The 16648-nt window shown below is 72.8% G+C and carries 15 protein-coding genes; 8 read left to right on the top strand and 7 right to left on the bottom strand.

What is annotated here, in order from left to right; translation table 11 throughout:
• Positions 1 to 189 precede the first annotated feature (189 nt).
• Positions 190 to 456, top strand: a complete 267-nt coding sequence (locus tag SMIR_RS20745; RefSeq protein WP_168492884.1) for a hypothetical protein — start codon at positions 190 to 192, stop codon at positions 454 to 456.
• Here the strand turns inward: SMIR_RS20745 and SMIR_RS20740 are convergent.
• Both SMIR_RS20740 and SMIR_RS20735 read right to left on the bottom strand, forming a co-directional pair.
• The gene (locus tag SMIR_RS20740) at positions 432 to 1094 is read right to left on the bottom strand and encodes an HAD family hydrolase (protein ID WP_168492886.1); all 663 of its coding nucleotides are present in this window, start codon (positions 1092 to 1094) and stop codon (positions 432 to 434) included. The two genes, SMIR_RS20745 and SMIR_RS20740, sit on opposite strands and share 25 nt — an antisense overlap.
• A 64-nt stretch (positions 1095 to 1158) precedes the next feature.
• A complete protein-coding gene (locus SMIR_RS20735; protein WP_212727227.1) occupies positions 1159 to 2214 on the bottom strand; it encodes a hypothetical protein in 1056 nt (351 codons plus the stop codon).
• A 264-nt stretch (positions 2215 to 2478) separates the two neighbouring features.
• Here SMIR_RS20735 and SMIR_RS20730 point away from each other — a divergent pair, with 264 nt between their 5' ends.
• Together SMIR_RS20730 and SMIR_RS20725 are read left to right on the top strand one after the other, a co-directional pair.
• Positions 2479 to 5067 carry a helicase C-terminal domain-containing protein gene (locus SMIR_RS20730; RefSeq protein WP_212727226.1) on the top strand — a complete coding sequence of 863 codons (2589 nt, stop codon included), beginning with the start codon at positions 2479 to 2481 and terminating at the stop codon, positions 5065 to 5067.
• Between the two features lie 75 nt (positions 5068 to 5142).
• Positions 5143 to 6786, top strand: coding sequence for a DNA repair helicase XPB (locus tag SMIR_RS20725; protein ID WP_101404365.1), 1644 nt, complete (start codon positions 5143 to 5145; stop codon positions 6784 to 6786).
• On the opposite strand, the gene SMIR_RS20720 is transcribed toward SMIR_RS20725, so the two are convergent.
• Together SMIR_RS20720 and SMIR_RS20715 are read right to left on the bottom strand one after the other, a co-directional pair.
• Positions 6744 to 7832 (bottom strand): glycosyltransferase 87 family protein, encoded by a 1089-nt coding sequence (locus SMIR_RS20720; protein ID WP_248003662.1) that lies wholly within the window; start codon positions 7830 to 7832, stop codon positions 6744 to 6746. The genes SMIR_RS20725 and SMIR_RS20720 overlap by 43 nt on opposite strands.
• Positions 7833 to 7993: 161 nt before the next feature.
• Positions 7994 to 8188 (bottom strand): hypothetical protein, encoded by a 195-nt coding sequence (locus SMIR_RS20715; protein WP_168492889.1) that lies wholly within the window; start codon positions 8186 to 8188, stop codon positions 7994 to 7996.
• Positions 8189 to 8529: 341 nt separating this feature from the next.
• Between SMIR_RS20715 and SMIR_RS20710 the strand changes: the two genes are divergently transcribed.
• Positions 8530 to 10572, top strand: a complete 2043-nt coding sequence (locus SMIR_RS20710; protein WP_212727225.1) for a HelD family protein — start codon at positions 8530 to 8532, stop codon at positions 10570 to 10572.
• Between the two features lie 78 nt (positions 10573 to 10650).
• Here SMIR_RS20710 and SMIR_RS20705 read toward each other — a convergent pair whose 3' ends face one another.
• On the bottom strand, positions 10651 to 11355 hold the full coding sequence (locus SMIR_RS20705; RefSeq protein ID WP_212727224.1) for a copper homeostasis protein CutC: 705 nt from the start codon (positions 11353 to 11355) through the stop codon (positions 10651 to 10653).
• Between the two features lie 455 nt (positions 11356 to 11810).
• Here SMIR_RS20705 and SMIR_RS20700 point away from each other — a divergent pair, with 455 nt between their 5' ends.
• Genes SMIR_RS20700 through SMIR_RS20690 form a run of 3 tightly spaced genes read left to right on the top strand, consistent with a single transcriptional unit; the run spans position 11811 to position 14877 of the window.
• Complete coding sequence (locus SMIR_RS20700; RefSeq protein ID WP_212727223.1) at positions 11811 to 12494, top strand: HD domain-containing protein; 684 nt, start codon at positions 11811 to 11813, stop codon at positions 12492 to 12494.
• 29 nt (positions 12495 to 12523) lie between these two features.
• Entirely contained in the window at positions 12524 to 13753 is a 1230-nt protein-coding gene (locus tag SMIR_RS20695; protein ID WP_168501120.1) for a Cmx/CmrA family chloramphenicol efflux MFS transporter, read from the top strand.
• Positions 13754 to 13773: 20 nt separating this feature from the next.
• A complete protein-coding gene (locus tag SMIR_RS20690) occupies positions 13774 to 14877 on the top strand; it encodes a GNAT family N-acetyltransferase (RefSeq protein WP_249938447.1) in 1104 nt (367 codons plus the stop codon).
• A gap of 33 nt (positions 14878 to 14910) precedes the next feature.
• On the opposite strand, the gene SMIR_RS20685 is transcribed toward SMIR_RS20690, so the two are convergent.
• Together SMIR_RS20685 and SMIR_RS20680 are read right to left on the bottom strand one after the other, a co-directional pair.
• Entirely contained in the window at positions 14911 to 15177 is a 267-nt protein-coding gene (locus SMIR_RS20685; protein WP_101404360.1) for a DUF4031 domain-containing protein, read from the bottom strand.
• Positions 15174 to 15569: a DUF8819 family protein gene (locus SMIR_RS20680; protein ID WP_168492893.1), complete on the bottom strand. Its 396-nt coding sequence runs from the start codon at positions 15567 to 15569 to the stop codon at positions 15174 to 15176. The genes SMIR_RS20685 and SMIR_RS20680 overlap by 4 nt, the downstream gene beginning before the upstream one ends.
• Before the next feature lie 55 nt (positions 15570 to 15624).
• On the opposite strand from SMIR_RS20680, the gene SMIR_RS20675 reads away from it, so the two are divergent.
• Positions 15625 to 16548: a MurR/RpiR family transcriptional regulator gene (locus tag SMIR_RS20675; protein ID WP_168492895.1), complete on the top strand. Its 924-nt coding sequence runs from the start codon at positions 15625 to 15627 to the stop codon at positions 16546 to 16548.
• The last annotated feature ends 100 nt before the right edge of the window (positions 16549 to 16648 follow it).

The raw sequence follows: 16648 nt of genomic DNA, 5'->3' as shown, positions 1-16648 counted from the left end.
ACTCGTCGGAAACTGCTCTGAAAACTGCACGGGCGCACACTCGGACCGTTGCACGGGCAACGGTCGGAAACTGCCCCGGATAGCACTACAGCGGGTCGTCGGACCCGCCGGTACCAAGGCTAATGGTCCCGGGGCCGGTGACAAGACGTCGCCGGATTGTTCCTTCGCGCTGGGAACTACCCTGGTCGGGTGCGTGACAAAACCCAACCGAATTCCGCCGAGCCCGGTGACCGGCTGATCCGTGCCGGTGCCATCGTGTTCTTCGTCGGAGCCGTGGCCACACTCGTCACCGTGGCCCCGCTACTCCTCCATACAAAGCCTTTTCCGACGTACATGTTCGGCTTGAGCATGCTCATGGGCGTCGGGTTCCTGATCGCCGCGGCGGGGGTGTTCCGGTCCGTCGCCGCGGGGCGCCGTCAGGCCCGCGCGGTTCAGGCTCGTACGGCCTCCCGGTAGTCCCCGCGGTAGTCGCTCAACCACGCCGGGAACTCCGTCAGGTCGGCCAGCACGACATCCGCGCCCGCCGCACGCAGCTCCGCCGCGTCGCACGGGCCGGTGGCGACCGCGACGGAGTACGCGTCCGCGGTGCGCGCGCCGCGGACGTCGCCGGTGTGGTCGCCGACGTACACGCTCGCGCCGTGCTCCCGCAGCGCCTGCGCCTTCTGCTCGGCCCACAGGTTGCCGACGACCGCGTCGGCGTCGATGCCCAGGTGGTCCAGGTGCAGCTTGGCGTTGGGCTCCCACTTCGCGGTGACGACGACCGCGCGCCCGCCCGCCGCGCGGACCGCCGCGACGGCCTCGCGGGCGCCGGGCATCGCGAGCGTGCCGGTGATGGCATGCATGGGGTACATCTCGCGGTAGAGATCGGCGATCGCGGGCACCTCGTCCGCCGGGAACCAGTTGACCAGCTCCTCCGCCAGCGGCGGTCCGAGCCTCGTGACGACCAGGTCGCAGTCGATGTACGTCCCCGTGCGCTCCGAAAGTTGCTGGTAGCAGGCGCGGATGCCGGGGCGGGAGTCGATCAGGGTCATGTCGAGGTCGAAGCCGACGGTCAGCAGGCGGGGAGTTTGGGGGGGCGTCGATGCGATAGGCATATGGACCATTGTGCCCATGTGCCCACGTGCCCATGTGGTGGCCGGTGGCGGTCGGTCGCGCGGGTCAGCGGCGTCGCTGTGAGCGCCACACCAGGTACAGCGCCGAGGCCACGGCCGCGCCCCTGACCACCCACGGCCAGGTCTGCGCGACCGCCTCGTTCATGTGCCCCTTGACGATGGGGTCGCCCCAGCGGCCGTCCGTACGGCCCCACAGCCAGACGACGCCCGCCGTCACGGCGAGCCCCGGCATGCCGAGCACGGCCCACTTCGACTCGACGGGGCTCAGCCGGCGGGAGGCCCAGGCGATGAGCCAGCCGAGGCCGAGGGCGAACCAGTTGCCGAGGGCGGCGCCGACGACGAGGAGGACGGCGGCGAGCAGAAGGAGGGGGTTGCTCCAGTTGCCGGGGCGGGGGAGCCGGCGACGGGGCGCGACGGCGACATCGGCCTCTTCGACGGCGGCGGCCTTCTCGGCCCTGGGCGCCTTGGGCGCCCTGGAGAACTTGGAGGACTTGGAGGACTTGGCCGGCTTCGGCCCCGCTTCCTCCACGGAGTCGGATTCGTCCTCGTCTCCGTCCTCGTGCCTCGGTGGCGGCTTGAGCAGTTCGGGGATCTCCACGCCACCGACGAATCCCGGCACGCTGTCCCCCAGCCCGAACGCGCTGGTGTCCTTGCGCCACCAGTCCGGATCCGCGGAGCCGTCGCCCAGTTCGTGCGTGCTCGCGAGGTGCGGCGGGGAGGGGGCGTCGTCGGCCTCGGTGGGGCGGGGCGTGGGTTTCGGTACCGCCGGGCGCGGCCTCGGGACGACTCGGCGCAGGCCCTTGGGGCGGTCGTCGTCCTCGCCGGCGCGCTGGGTGGGGACGGCGGCCCAGGTGTCCGTACCGGCCTCGGGGGCGCCCTCGCGGGCGGCGGCGACGATGTCGTCCGGGGTGCCGAGGCGGGAGAGGATGCGGCGGACGGCGGACGGGCTGTCGACGGGGGCCTTCGCCCGGCGTCGGTCGATCTCGTTGCGCAGCTCCGAGACGAGTCGCATGCGGGTGGCCGAGGGCAGCTGGCGCTGCTGGGCCAGGTCTCCGACGCGGCTCAGATAGTCGAATACGAGCTGGTCGCTCTCAATCCCCACGAAGTCCCCTCCGGGGCGCGCACGTTGTAAACCCCGCGGCCACGACGGTACCGCGTACACCCCGAGTTCTCCGCCCCCGCCGCCCCCGCCCACCCCATCCCGGGCGGGCCGAAGATGCGCGCCGCGCCCCTTCAGGGGCGCGGGGAACTGCGCGGCCGACCCCCACCGGCCGTCAGCCGGACAACACACCCGGGGTCCGGGGCGTAGCCCCGGGGATGGGGCGGGTAGGGGCGGCGGGGGCGAGAAACCACTACCGTTGAGCGGATGAGCACAGAGGAGCACCCCACGCCGGACCGCGCCCCGCAGGGCACCGCTCCGCGCTCCCTCGCGGAAGCCCTCCGCGCCCGGGACGACGCCTCCCTGTCGGCCCTCCTCCGCACCCGCCCCGACCTCATCACCCCCGTCCCCACGGACCTCACCCAGCTCGCCACCCGCGCCGGCACCCGCGCCTCGGTGGTCCGCGCCCTGGAGCGCCTGGACCGGTTCGCGCTCCAGACCGCGGAGGCCCTCGCCGTCGCGTCGGACCCGGCGACGTACGACGAACTGCTCGCGCTGCTGGCGGGCGACGACAACGACCCGGCGGTCACGGCGGCGTTCCCGCGCGCTGTGGGGACGCTGCGCGAGCAGGCCCTGGTGTGGGGCCCCGACGACCGCCTGCGCCTCGTACGGACGGCGCGCGAGCTGCTCGCGCCGTCCCCCCAGCACCCGTCCCCCACGGGCCTCGGACCGACCGTCGCCGAGGCCACGGCCGGGATGTCCCCTGGACGTATTCAGGAGATCGTGGCCGAGGCCGGGCTGGCGACCACCCACGACTCCGTCTCCGCCGTCGCCTCGCTCACCGGACTGTTCGCCGACCGGGCGCGGATGTCGGCGCTCCTCGACACCGCCCCGGCCGAGGCGGTGGACGTGCTGTCCCGGCTGGTGTGGGGGCCGCCGTACGGCCAGGTGACCGCCGAGCCGGCACGCCATCTGCGCTGGCTGATCGACCGCGGGCTGCTGCTGCCGACGGCGCCCGGCACGGTCGTACTGCCCCGGGAGGTCGCCCTGCACCTGCGGGCGGGCCGCGCGCACCGGGCGACGGAACCGGTGGCCCCGGCGGTCGAGGCCGCGCGGACGCACCGTCCACAGGTTGTGGACAGTGCGGCGGCGGGCCAGGCGTACACGGCGCTCGCCACCGTCGAGGAGCTGCTGAAGGACTGGCACGAGGGCGGGCCCGCCGTACTGCGCGCCGGTGGGCTCAGCGTCCGGGACCTGAAGCGGACGGCGGTGGCGCTGGACGTCGCGGAGCCGGTCGCCGCGTTCTGGGTCGAGCTCGCCTACGCGGCGGGGCTGCTGGCCTCGGACGGGGAGGCCGACGAGCGGTACGCGGCCACCCCCGCCTATGACGAGTGGCTGGAGAGGCCCGCCGCCGAACGGTGGGCCATGCTCGCCTCGGCATGGCTGGCCGCGACCCGTACGGCGGGCCTGATCGGCGGGCGGGACACGAAGGACCGTACGTTGTCGGCGCTGGGCCCCGGCCTTGACCGCTCGGCGGCCCCCGAGGTCCGCCACCGCGTCCTCACCCTCCTCGCCACCCTGCCCGAGGGCGCCGCCGCCACCCCGGAGTCGGTCCTCGCCCACCTCCAGTGGGAGCGTCCGCTGCGCGGGGACCGGAGCACGGCCGAGGATCTGCGGGCCCGGCTCGCCCGGTGGACGCTGTCCGAGTCGGAGCTGCTGGGAGTCACCGGCCGGGGCGCCCTCTCGGCGCAGGGGCGGGCGCTGCTGGGGCTGCCTGCGGCGAGCGAGCGGGAGACCGCGGCGCGCGCCCCGTCCGGTCCCGGCGACAAGCTCCCCGCCCACAAGCACCACCGCCCCGCCGTCGAAGCCCCCCTCTCCGAAACCCCGCGCTCCCCCGCCGAGCAGGCCGCTGCCGCCGCCCACGCCGCCCGGCTCCTCGCCCCGCTGCTGCCCGAGCCCCTGGACCACGTCCTCCTCCAGGCGGACCTGACCGCCGTCGCCCCCGGCCCGCTGGAGCGTCCCCTCGCCGACACGCTCGGCGTGCTCGCGGACGTCGAGTCGAAGGGCGGGGCGACGGTCTACCGCTTCACCCCGGGGTCGGTACGGCGGGCCCTGGACGCGGGCCGGTCGGCCTCGGACCTGCACGCTTTCCTCGCGGCCCACTCCCGCACGCCCGTCCCGCAGCCGCTCGCCTATCTGATCGACGACGTGGCGCGCAGGCACGGCCATCTGCGGATCGGGGCGGCCTCGGCGTACGTCCGCTGCGACGACGACGCGCTGCTGAGCGAGATCCTCGCCGACAAGCGCTCGCAGGGACTGCGGCTGCGCCGCCTCGCGCCCACCGTGCTCGCCGCCCAGGCCGACCCGGCGGCCCTGCTGGAGGGCCTGCGCTCCATGGGCTTCGCGCCCGCCGCGGAGTCCGCCGAGGGTGATGTGCTGATCACCCGCGCCCACGCCCACCGCACCCCGCCGCGCTCCGCCCCCGTGCCGGTCCCGGAGGGCCCGCCGGTGCCCGACGCCACGCTCCTCGGTGCCGCGGTCCGCGCCATCCGCGCCGGTGACCTGGCCTCCACGACCCCGCGCAAGGACACGCAGGCACAGGCGCCGGGCAACGGCGAGCTGCCGCGCACCAGCTCCGCCGAGACCCTCGCCACCATGCAGGCCGCCGTCATGACCGGCGAGGCGGTGTGGATCGGGTACGTGAACGCCGAGGGCGCCGCCAGCCAGCGCGTGATCGCCCCGATCCGGGTCGAGGGCGGCTTCGTGACGGCGTACGACCACACCGCGGACGAGGTCCGCACCTATCCGTTGCACCGCGTGACCGGGGTCGCCGAGCTCGCCGACGACCAGCCGTGATCACCGCCCCTTGAGGCACACTGGACGTTTGGCCGGTCATCCGCGCGGGGTGACGGCACGCAGAAAGGGACGGGTGTGAACGGACCCCTCATCGTCCAGAGCGACAAGACCCTGCTCCTGGAAGTCGACCACGAGCAGGCCGACGCCTGCCGTCGGGCCATCGCGCCGTTCGCGGAGCTGGAGCGGGCGCCCGAGCACATCCACACCTACCGGGTGACACCGCTCGGCCTGTGGAACGCGCGCGCCGCGGGCCACGACGCCGAGCAGGTCGTCGACGCGCTCGTCGAGTTCAGCCGCTACCCCGTACCGCACGCCCTGCTCGTCGACATCGCCGAGACGATGGACCGCTACGGACGTCTCACCCTCAGCAAGCACCCGGCCCACGGGCTGGTCCTGACCACCACCGACCGGCCCGTCCTGGAGGAGATCCTGCGGTCGAAGCGGATCATCCCGCTCGTCGGCAACCGGATCGACCCGGACACCGTGGCCGTGCACCCCTCCGAGCGCGGGCAGATCAAGCAGACGCTGCTGAGACTGGGCTGGCCGGCCGAGGACCTCGCCGGATACGTCGACGGGGAAGCTCACCCGATCGAGCTGGCGGAGGACGGCTGGGCACTGCGGCCGTACCAGAAGCAGGCCGTGGAGAACTTCTGGCACGGCGGGTCGGGCGTTGTCGTCCTGCCCTGTGGAGCAGGGAAGACGCTCGTCGGCGCCGGCTCCATGGCGCAGGCCAAGGCCACCACCCTCATCCTCGTCACCAACACCGTCTCCGCCCGGCAGTGGAAGCACGAGCTGGTGAAGCGGACCTCGCTGACCGAGGACGAGATCGGCGAGTACAGCGGCACGAGGAAGGAGATCCGCCCGGTCACCATCGCCACCTACCAGGTGCTGACGACCAAGCGGAAGGGCGTCTATCCCCACCTGGAGCTCTTCGACTCCCGGGACTGGGGACTCATCGTCTACGACGAGGTGCACCTGCTGCCCGCGCCCGTCTTCAAGTTCACTGCCGATCTCCAGGCGCGGCGGCGGCTGGGCCTGACCGCGACCCTGGTCCGCGAGGACGGGCGCGAGTCGGATGTCTTCTCGCTCATCGGGCCCAAGCGGTTCGACGCGCCCTGGAAGGAGATCGAGGCGCAGGGGTACATCGCGCCCGCCGACTGTGTCGAGGTCCGCGTCAACCTCACCGACTCCGAGCGGCTCGCGTACGCGACCGCCGAGACCGAGGAGAAGTACCGCTTCTGCGCGACGACCGCGACCAAGCGGAAGGTGACCGAGGCGCTGGTACGGAAGTTCGCGGGGCAGCAGATCCTCGTGATCGGCCAGTACATCGACCAACTCGACGAGCTGGGCGAGCACTTGAACGCGCCCGTCATCAAGGGCGAGACCAGCAACGCGCAGCGGGAGAAGCTGTTCGACGCCTTCCGGGAGGGCGAGATCAGCGTGCTCGTCGTGTCGAAGGTCGCCAACTTCTCCATCGACCTGCCGGAGGCGACCGTCGCCATCCAGGTGTCGGGCACGTTCGGCTCGCGCCAGGAGGAGGCCCAGCGCCTTGGCCGCGTGCTGCGCCCGAAGGCCGACGGTCACCAGGCGCACTTCTACTCCGTCGTCGCCCGCGACACCATCGACCAGGACTTCGCCGCGCATCGGCAGCGGTTCCTGGCGGAGCAGGGGTACGCCTACCGGATCGTCGACGCCGACGAACTCCTGGCCGACAACTGAACCAGCAGTACCAACCCCAGCAGGGGGTACGGCGAGGCGAACGGCTGCTGCCACCAGGGGAGATGGAGGTCCAGATCGCCCTGGTGCGGGACCAGCCAGAGGGTGCGGGCCGCGAACACCGCGGCCGTCGCGGCGGCCGGGCGCGGGCCGTGTCCGGCGTACAGCACGGCGATCAGCGGGACGCACCACACCCAGTGGTGCGACCAGCTGATGGGCGAGATCAGCAGGGCCGTGAGGGCGGTGACGAGGACGCCCTGGCGGTCGGTGCGCGCGCGGCGGGCCAGCCACAGTCCCGCCGACGCGACGGCCAGCGCGGGTACGGCCCACAGTGGACCCGGTGCCGGGTCCCCCAGCATCCGGGCGATCAGCCCCTGGAGCGACTGGTTGTCGACGATCCACACCTTGCCGACGCGGCCGGTCTCGTAGAGCCGCCGGGTCCAGAAGTCGACGCTCGCGGCGGGAAGGGCGAGCGTTCCCAGGAGTACGGTCCCGGCGAAGGCCGCCAGGGCGGTGGCCGCTTCCCGTCGCCGGCCCCTGAGCAGCAGATACGCCACGAAGACGGCGGGGGTCAGTTTCACCCCGGCCGCGATGCCGAGGGCGATGCCCTTGCCCGGGGCGCCGGGCGGCCGTGTCAGGTCCCAGAGGATCAGGCAGGCGACGGCGAGGTTGATCTGGCCGAAGAGCACGGTCTGGAAGACGGGTTCGAGCCACAGGGCGAGCGCGGTGGCGGCGCAGAGCGCGGGCAGCCGTGTCGGCAGGCCCGCGAGACGGCAGGAGAGCCGGACCAGCACGGCCAGCAGGGCCACGTTCCCGGCGACGAAGGCCGCCTTGAGGACGGTCGGCGGGAGCCAGGCCAGCGGGACGAAGAGGACCGCCGCGAAGGGCGGGTACGTGGCGGGCAGCTGCCACTCGGTGACGGTGAACCCGTAGAGATCCGTGCCGTGGACGACGGCCGCACCCTCGGCCCGGTAGACGAGCGCGTCGGCCATGGGGGTGCGCCGGAGGAGACACAGCGCGGCGAACGCGGCGAGGGAAGTGGCAAGCAGAAGGAAGGGAAGAAGCGACGTGGGGAAGCGGGAGCCGGAGAAACGGAGGACGGAGAGACGGGGGACGGAGAACGGGAGAACTTCGTTGAGTGAGCGATCGGTCACGTTCCGCTGAAGCACTCAGTGACCCTAGTGCGGGACAGTTCAACCCGGCGAACGGCTCACCGGCGTCGTACGCCCGCCTCCTCCTCGTACTCGCCGAGGAGCACCACGCCGAACGCCGCGCCCACGTAGACCTTGACGGCGCGCAGGGCGTCGCCGACACGGTGGCGGTGGTGGCCGACGGAGAAGGCGGTCGCGCCGCGAGCGGCGGGACCGCGCCGGGAAGGGCCTGGGGTGAAGGTTGCTGCGCTCATGTATCCATCATGGAATCCGCGACCCCTTATGGCGTCGGCCTATGGACCGAACCTCGGCGGCCCCTCGTACACCTGGGGGCCTCTGCGTGTACGCCTCACGACGGACGGCGACCCCTAGGGATATGGGGGTCGCATCCCTGATGCCGCGCATGACGCAGCGAACGACGCGGCGAACGACGCCGCGGAAAAGGGTTGGCCCGGACCTCCTCCCCTGACCTAGAATCTCCGCTCTTGCCCGCCTCCCTCGACGGAGTGCCGCCGCCCGGACGGAAACCGGACGGCATCCAACGGCTCGACCGCCGTACCCACTCACACGCAGCAGGTCTTCCGGAGGCACCACGTTGTCCACTCCACCCGCCCAGGACCCCCTCTCCCGCGAGCGCGCCCACCTCGGCGAGTCCCGCGCGGCACTGCGCGCGATGCGCGAGGACGTGGAGAACCTCGACATCAGAGACGTCACCGCGAACTGGGTGAACGCCGCGGTGCTCCAGCACCAGATCGACGAGCGGATCAAGGCCCTCGCCGACCTCAGCCACACCCCGCTGTTCTTCGGCCGCCTCGACTATCTGCACGCACCCGGCGCCGACAAGGCGGAGGGCGCGGAGGGCGAGCGTTTCTACATCGGGCGCCGGCATGTGCACGACGCCGATGGCGACCCGATGGTCATCGACTGGCGTGCTCCGGTGTCGCAGCCGTTCTACCGGGCCTCGAAGAAGGACCCGATGGACGTCGGGCTGCGCCGCCGCTTCGGGTACACCGGCGGCGACCTCACGGCGTACGAGGACGAGCACCTGTCCGACCCCTCCGAGGCCGCGGCGACCAGCAAGCTGCTCCAGCAGGAGATCGAGCGCCCGCGCGTCGGCCCGATGCGGGACATCGTGGCGACCATCCAACCGGAGCAGGACGAGATCGTACGGTCGGGTCTTACGGGCTCCGTCTGCGTGCAGGGCGGCCCCGGCACCGGAAAGACGGCCGTCGGCCTGCACCGCGTCGCCTACCTCCTCTACGCCCACCGGGAGCGGCTGGCCCGCACCGGCACCCTGGTCATCGGGCCGAACAAGTCCTTCCTGCACTACATCGAGCAGGTGCTGCCCGCGCTGGGCGAGCTCGAGGTCAAGCAGGCGACGGTCGACGACCTCGTCGCACATGTGGAGGTACGCGGGACGGACGACGCGACCGCCGCCGTCGTCAAGGGCGACGCCCGGATGGCCGAGGTGCTGCGCCGGGCCGTCCGCTCGCATGTGACGCTCCCGACCGAGGGCGTCGTGGTCGTGCGCGGCTCGCGGCGCTGGCGCGTCCCGGCGTACGAACTCGAGGCGATCGTCGTGGAGTTGCTGGACCGCGACATCCGCTACGGCGCCGCCCGCGAGGCCCTTCCGCAGCGGATCGCGCACGCCGTGCTGGTCCAGATGGAGCGCTCGGGCGAGGCACCGGACGACCGAGTGCAGGACGCCGTGGCCCGCAACACCTCGGTGAAGGCGGCCGTCAAGGCGATCTGGCCGCCGGTCGACCCCGCCAAACTGGTGCTGCGGCTGCTCACCGACGCCGACTTCCTCGCCGTCCACGCGGAGGGGCTCCTCGACGAGGACGAGCAGAAGGAGATCCTCTGGCCGAAGCCGGTGCGGTCGGTGAAGTCGGCCAAGTGGTCGCCCGCCGACGCCGTGCTGATCGACGAGGCCACCGATCTCGTCCAGCGCACCCACTCCCTCGGACATGTCGTGCTCGACGAGGCGCAGGATCTGTCGCCGATGCAGTACCGGGCGGTGGGGCGGCGCTGCACGACGGGTTCGGCGACCGTGCTCGGTGATCTCGCCCAGGGCACGACCCCCTGGGCGACGCGGAGTTGGGACGAGGCGCTCGCCCACCTCGGCAAGGGGGAAGCGGTGATCGAGGAGCTGACCGCCGGTTTCCGCGTCCCCACCGACGTCATCACCTACGCCTCCCGACTGCTGCCGCACATCGCGCCGGGCCTGACCCCGGTGGCGTCGGTCCGTGAGAACCCCGGTTTCTTCGAGGTGCGCCCGACGACCGCCGACGAGCAGGTCATCGGCGCCTGCGAGGAGCTGCTGCGCAACGAGGGCTCGATCGGCCTCATCGCCGCCGACGCCCGGATCCCGGCGCTGACCGAGGCGCTGACGGGGGCGGGCCTGACCTACCTGGGCCCCGGCGAGGAGACGACGGCACAGACCCGACTCACCCTCGTCCCCGCCTCCCTCGCCAAGGGCCTGGAGTACGACTACGTGGTCCTGGACGAGCCGCAGGCCGTGGTCGACGGCGAACCGGACGAGCGGACCGGCCTGCGCCGCCTGTACGTGGCCCTGACCCGAGCGGTCTCGGGCCTGACCGTCACCCACGCGGCTCCACTGCCGCAGCAACTGGGGTAGGACCTGGCCCAGCCGGGCGGGCCCTTCGACGGCGGCGCCGCACGCATGCGGCCGGGTTGTTCATGCCGCCGCGGGCCGCTACGCGTCCAGGGCCTGCCGCCACTCCCGCACGGCCGCCACCGTCACCGGGCCGCTCCACCCGCCGGGCCGAGCCGCCCCGCCGATGTGGAAGGCGTCGATCCCCGCGACCCTCAGCCGAGGAACGTGATCGAGACGCAGCCCGCCGCCCACCATGATCCGGGGCTCGTAACCGGGTTCGGTGCGGCGGGTGGCCTCGGCGAGGAGGGTCGGGAACCCGTCGTCCACGCCGTCCGGGGAACCCGCCGTGAGGTACGCGTCCAGGCCCGGCAGGTCCGCGAGCTGCTTGCGCAGGGAGTCGCGGTCGGCGGCGCGGTCGATCGCACGGTGGAACGTCCAGGGGCAGCCGTCCAGTTCGGCGACGATCCGCTCCACGGCGGACAGGTCGGGGCCGCCGTGCTCGTCGAGGAACCCGAGCACGAACTCGTCCGCTCCGGCGGCCCGCATCTCCCCCGCGAGACGTACGAGCGCGTCGACGCCCTCGGCGCCGCCCGCCGCGAAGCCGTCCGCCCGCCTCAGCATCACGCGCAGCGAGATGTCGACGGCGGCGCGGATCCCGACGAAGGTCTCCACCGCCGGGGTGAGCCCGTCGGCGGCCATGTCGGTGACCAACTCCAGCCGGTCGGCGCCTCCGGCCTGGGCGGCGACCGCGTCCTCCACGCCGAGGGCGATCACCTCCAGAACTGCACGCTTGCGCTCGCTCATGGGGCCTCTTCCTCTGGGGCGGCTACAGGTCTAGTCCAATCCCAGCGTACGCCGCGCCCACCGACCACCGCGAGAAGGCCTCGCCCTTTACCGGGGCACACCATCGGGGCTCCGCCCCGAATCCCCGTCCACCCGGATTCGTTCGCCTGCGGGCGGGCGAGGGCTGATCGCGCAGTTCCCCGCGCCCCCAGGACGGGGCTCCGCCCCGATGTCCCGCCCGGGGGGGGTGTGCTTTGGCTGCGGACGGTGGGGGCTGGGCGCGCAGTTCCCCGCGCCCCTGAAAGCCCCGGGTCCGCATCCTCCAGCCCGTCCGGCGTTCGAGGACGAGGCCGTTCAGGCCGATAAGGGGGTCCGGGGGCGGAGCCCCCGGGGATGGGACGGGTAGGGGCGGCGGGGGCGAGGGAGGGCTGCCCTCCGCGCTAGGACCCAAGGAACGCAAGCGGGAGAATCGACGCATGCCCGACCTCGACGCGCTGCGCACCCGCTGGTCCCATGCCCTCGACGGCGCCCGCTCCCCCGGCGGCCCCGACCCGGCCCCATACGCGGACAACCTCCTCACCCGCTGGCAGGAGCCACAGCGCCGCTACCACACCGTCGCGCACCTCACCGCGGTCCTCGACCACATCGACGTACTGGAGGAGTACGCGGACGACCCCGCCCTCGTCCGCCTCGCCGCCTGGTTCCACGACGCCGTCTACCTCCCCGACCGCTCCGAGAACGAGGAACGCTCCGCCCGCCTCGCCGAACGCGCCCTCCCCGAGGCCGGGGTAAGGGAGGAGAAGACGGCCGAGGTCGGGCGTCTTGTCCGGCTCACCGTCACCCACGCCCCGAGCGACGACGACCGCAACGGCCAGGCCCTCTGCGACGCCGACCTGGCGATCCTCGCCTCGCCCCCGGACACCTACGCCGCCTACACCGCCGCCGTCCGCGAGGAGTACGCCTTCGTCCCGGACGAGGCGTTCCGGGCGGGCCGGGCGGCCGTACTGCGTCAACTCCTCGACCTGCCGAGGCTGTTCAGAACGCCGTACGGAACACAGGAGTGGGAGGAGCGGGCCCGGGAGAACATCCGGCGCGAGCTCGCCCACCTCACCGAAGCCACCCCGGACTCACCCAACCCACCCCGGAAGGCAGCCAAGTGACCCGCCCCAGTCCGCCGTCCGGCCCCCGCATGCCCCTCGCCGTCTACATCCTCGCCCTCTCCGTCTTCGCCCTCGGGACCAGCGAGTTCATGCTCTCGGGGCTCCTGCCGCCCATCGCCGACGACATGGGTGTCACGATTCCGCAGGCGGGTCTGCTCATATCGGCGTTCGCCATAGGCATGGTCGTCGGGGCGCCGCTGCTCGCCGTGGCCACCCTCCGCCTCCCCCGCCGTACCACCCTCGTCTCGCTCATCGCCGTCTTCGGGTTCGGCCAGATCGCCGGCGCGCTCGCGCCGACGTACGCCGTGCTCTTCGCCTCCAGGATCGTCAGCGCCCTCGCCTGTGCGGGCTTCTGGGCGGTGGGCGCGGCGGTGGCGATCGCGATGGTCCCGGTGACGTCCCGGGCCCGCGCGCTCGCGGTGATGATCGGCGGGCTGTCGATCGCGAACGTGCTCGGGGTCCCGGCCGGTGCCTTCCTCGGCGAGCATCTCGGCTGGCGGTCCGCGTTCTGGGCCGTCGGCGCGGCCTCCGCGATCGCCCTGGTCGGGGTCGTCACCCTCATCCCGCGCATCCCGCTCCCCGACGAGAAGCCGCAGCTCAGGCGGGAAGTCACCATCTACCGTGACCCGCAGGTCCGGCTCACCGTCGCTGTCGTGATGCTCGCCGCGGGCGGGGTCTTCTGCACGTTCAGCTATCTCTCGCCGCTGCTCACGGATGTCGCAGGGCTCGACGACGGCTGGGTGCCGAGCGTGCTCGCGCTCTTCGGGGTCGGGGCGCTGATCGGTACGACGATCGGCGGGCGGGTCGCCGACGCGCACCTCTTCGGGGTGCTCCTCTCCGGTACCGCGGCCTCGACCACCGTCCTCGTGGCGCTCGCGCTCCTCGGGCAGTACGCGATCGCGGCCGTGGCTCTTTCCTTCCTCCTCGGCGTCACCTGCTTCTTCACCGCCCCGGCACTCAATGCCCGGCTCTTCAACGTCGCCGGGGCCGCCCCCACCCTGGCCGGTGCCACCACCACGGCCGCCTTCAACCTCGGCAACACCGGCGGCCCCTGGGTCGGCGGCACGGTCATCGACGCGGGTCTCGGCTACGCGGCGACGGCCTGGGCGGGCGCGGCCATGACGGTGACGGGCATGGGGGTGGCCGCGGTCTCGCTGCGCCTCCAGCGCCGTACCCGGGCCTCCCGTGTGGTGGTGTCCATGAACAAGAGGGCCGAAAAGGCCGACAGGACCAACAATCGAGTACGTAACGACGTCTGACCGCGCCTATCCTCAGCCGCATGCGATCCATGGGTGGGGACCAGGTGGAGGAAGCCGTCGCGGGCGCCGTCGCGCTGTTGCGGGCGGTGGCCGGGCGGGACTGGGACACGGTCGGGGCGGGCCGCCTCGAGTGGAGTTGCCGAAAGACCGCCGAGCACATCGCGGACGATCTCCTCGCGTACGCGGGGCAGTTGGCGGGGCGGGCCACCACGGCGTACGTGCCTTTCGGGATCGTCCTGGACGACGGCACCGACAACGCGGGCGTCGTCGACGTGATCGAGACGACCGGCGCCCTGCTCGCCGCCGCCGTGCGCACGGCGCCGCGCGAGGTGCGCGCCTTCCACCCGTATCCGTTCCGCAGCGCGAACCGCGAGGGCTTCGCCGCGATGGGTGTCACCGAGGTGCTGCTGCACACGCATGACATCGCGCAGGGTCTCGGGATCGCCTACGAGCCGTCGGCCGAGCTCTGCGCGGACGTACTCTCCCGGATCTTTCCGCACGTCAGGCCGAGGTCCGACCCATGGCTCACGCTCCTGTGGGCGACCGGCCGTGGCGAGCTGCCCGGCCGCGCCCCGCTCACCGAGTGGCGCTGGAGCAACAACCTGGTGATCGAGGCCGAACGGCTCGCGCTCCAAGGAGTCACCCCGGCGGCCGCCGCCGATCTGCGCGCCGGTGGCACCGGCGGCTTCGAGTGGATCGAGGGCGGCCCCTTCGACGGCACGCGGGACGCCGCCGGGATGGTCATGAAGGCCTACGAGAGCGGGATGCACCGCCCGGAGTGGGGCATGTTCGTGCTCGTACGGAGCGAGGACGGCCGGGCGGTCGGCGCGATGGGCTTCCACGGCGCCCCCGACGAGGACGGCCGCGCGGAAGTCGGCTACGACCTCGCCGAGAACGCGCGCGGCCACGGCTATGCGACCGAGGCCCTGCGCACCCTCTCCGCCTGGGCCCTCGCCCGCGACGAGCTCGACATCCTCTTCGCGGCCATAGAGCGGACCAACGCTCCCTCCCAGCGGGTCATCGCGCGCGCCGGGTTCACTCGGGTGAGCGAGGACGCGGAGGAGTACGCGTACGAGTTGCGCGCGCTGGATCCGTCGCTGCGGGTGTACGCCCGTACGGACTGACCTCCGCCCACCGGGGTGGGCCGACCGGTCCTCCTATCGGCCGGCGTACTTGCGCCGGCGCAGCCCCGCCCCGTACAGCAGCCGCACCACCTCGCGGCTGCTGACCTCCACCGCCCCGGCGCGCACGGCGTCCGCGTACCGGTGGGAGGGAAGGTCGTAGTGATCGCGCTCGAAGGCGCGCGGAGGTATGCCCAAGTCCGCTGCGAACAGGTGTAGTTCGTCGTACGAGACGTCGCTGACCAGGTGGGACCAGAGCCGCCCGTGGCCCGGCCAGGTGGGCGGGTCGATGTAGACGGTCACGAGGACGGCATCTCGCCGGTCGCCGACCCCAGGCACCCCACGGACGCGACCTTCACGCCCGCCTTGTGGCAGACCCAGTGCGGGTCGGGCCCGAGCTCCGGCTCGACGTCGAGGGCGTGCGGGTCGCCCGAGCCGCAGACCGGACACAGCGGCCACCGTCCGTACCGCTCCAGCAACGCGTCCTGGACGTCCTGGGCGACGAGCCCGGCCACATAGCCGACGCCCTCCGGCCACTGTTCGACCCACCATCGGCGCTGCACCACCGAGTCCTCGACGAGCGAGACGACATCCGCCTCGGCGACCTCGCCCGCGACGAGATCGGCGAGAACGAGGGCGCGGGCCGCGTGCAACGCCTGCTCCAAGGGGCTGACGGGACGGCTGATGGGGTCCATGCACCCATTGTGCGCACCCTTGACCGCATACCCCAGCAGAAAATATCTTTCACAAGTGACCCAAGACGTGAAGGAAATTTTCGCCGGTGAGGCTCCGCCCGCTCCCGCCGCCCTCGCGGCCAAGGTGCGGACGCTCGCCCCGTCGATGACCCGCTCCATGCAACGGGTCGCCGAGGCCGTCGCCGGCGACCCGGCCGGCTGCGCGGCCCTCACGGTCACCGGCCTCGCCGAGCTCACCGGCACCAGCGAGGCCACGGTCGTGCGCACCGCCCGCCTGCTGGGCTACCCCGGCTACCGCGACCTGCGCCTCGCGCTCGCCGGCCTCGCCGCCCAGCAGCAGTCGGGCCGCGCCCCCGCCGTCACCGCGGACATCGCGGTCGACGACCCCATCGCGGACGTCGTCGCGAAACTCGCCTACGACGAGCAGCAGACCCTCGCCGACACCGCGGCGGGGCTCGACACGGTCCAGCTCGGCGCGGCCGTCACCGCGCTCGCCGCCGCCCGCCGGATCGACATCTACGGCGTCGGCGCCTCCGGGCTCGTCGCCCAGGACCTGGCCCAGAAGCTGCTGCGCATCGGACTCATAGCCCACCCGCACAGCGATCCGCACCTCGCCGTCACCAACGCGGTGCAGCTGCGGGCCAAGGACGTGGCGATAGCGATCACCCACTCCGGCTCGACGGGCGACATCATCGAGCCGCTGCGGGTCGCCTTCGAACGCGGGGCGACGACGGTCGCGATCACCGGCCGCCCGGACGGGCCCGTCACGCAGTACGCCGACCACATACTCACCACGTCCACGGCCCGCGAGAGCGAGCTGCGTCCCGCGGCGATGTCGTCGCGCACCAGCCAGTTGCTGGTGGTGGACTGTCTGTTCGTGGGGGTCGCCCAGCGGACGTACGAGACGGCGGCGCCGGCGTTGTCCGCGTCGTACGAGGCGCTGGCGCACCGCCACAGCCCTCGCGGCCGTATGCGCTGACGCTCCGCGGGAAGCCGTGGCTGGATGCAGTGACCGAGACTGGATGTAGTCGTAACGCTGCGGGCCCGTTGTGGCTGGTCGCGCAGTTCCCCGCGCCCCT

Source organism: Streptomyces mirabilis, from assembly GCF_018310535.1.
Taxonomy (GTDB): Bacteria; Actinomycetota; Actinomycetes; order Streptomycetales; family Streptomycetaceae; genus Streptomyces.
Note: the sequence above shows the minus strand (reverse complement) of the source record. Positions and strands in the feature narration are given on the sequence as shown.

Excerpts from the sequence above, each read along its gene's own strand:
- SMIR_RS20740 (WP_168492886.1), bottom strand. The coding sequence starts at position 1,094 with ATGCCTATCGCATCGACGCCCCCCCAAACTCCCCGCCTGCTGACCGTC.
- SMIR_RS20730 (WP_212727226.1), top strand. The coding sequence starts at position 2,479 with ATGAGCACAGAGGAGCACCCCACGCCGGACCGCGCCCCGCAGGGCACC.
- SMIR_RS20715 (WP_168492889.1), bottom strand. The coding sequence starts at position 8,188 with ATGAGCGCAGCAACCTTCACCCCAGGCCCTTCCCGGCGCGGTCCCGCC.
- SMIR_RS20705 (WP_212727224.1), bottom strand. The coding sequence starts at position 11,355 with ATGAGCGAGCGCAAGCGTGCAGTTCTGGAGGTGATCGCCCTCGGCGTG.
- SMIR_RS20700 (WP_212727223.1), top strand. The coding sequence starts at position 11,811 with ATGCCCGACCTCGACGCGCTGCGCACCCGCTGGTCCCATGCCCTCGAC.
- SMIR_RS20695 (WP_168501120.1), top strand. The coding sequence starts at position 12,524 with ATGCCCCTCGCCGTCTACATCCTCGCCCTCTCCGTCTTCGCCCTCGGG.
- SMIR_RS20690 (WP_249938447.1), top strand. The coding sequence starts at position 13,774 with ATGCGATCCATGGGTGGGGACCAGGTGGAGGAAGCCGTCGCGGGCGCC.
- SMIR_RS20680 (WP_168492893.1), bottom strand. The coding sequence starts at position 15,569 with ATGGACCCCATCAGCCGTCCCGTCAGCCCCTTGGAGCAGGCGTTGCAC.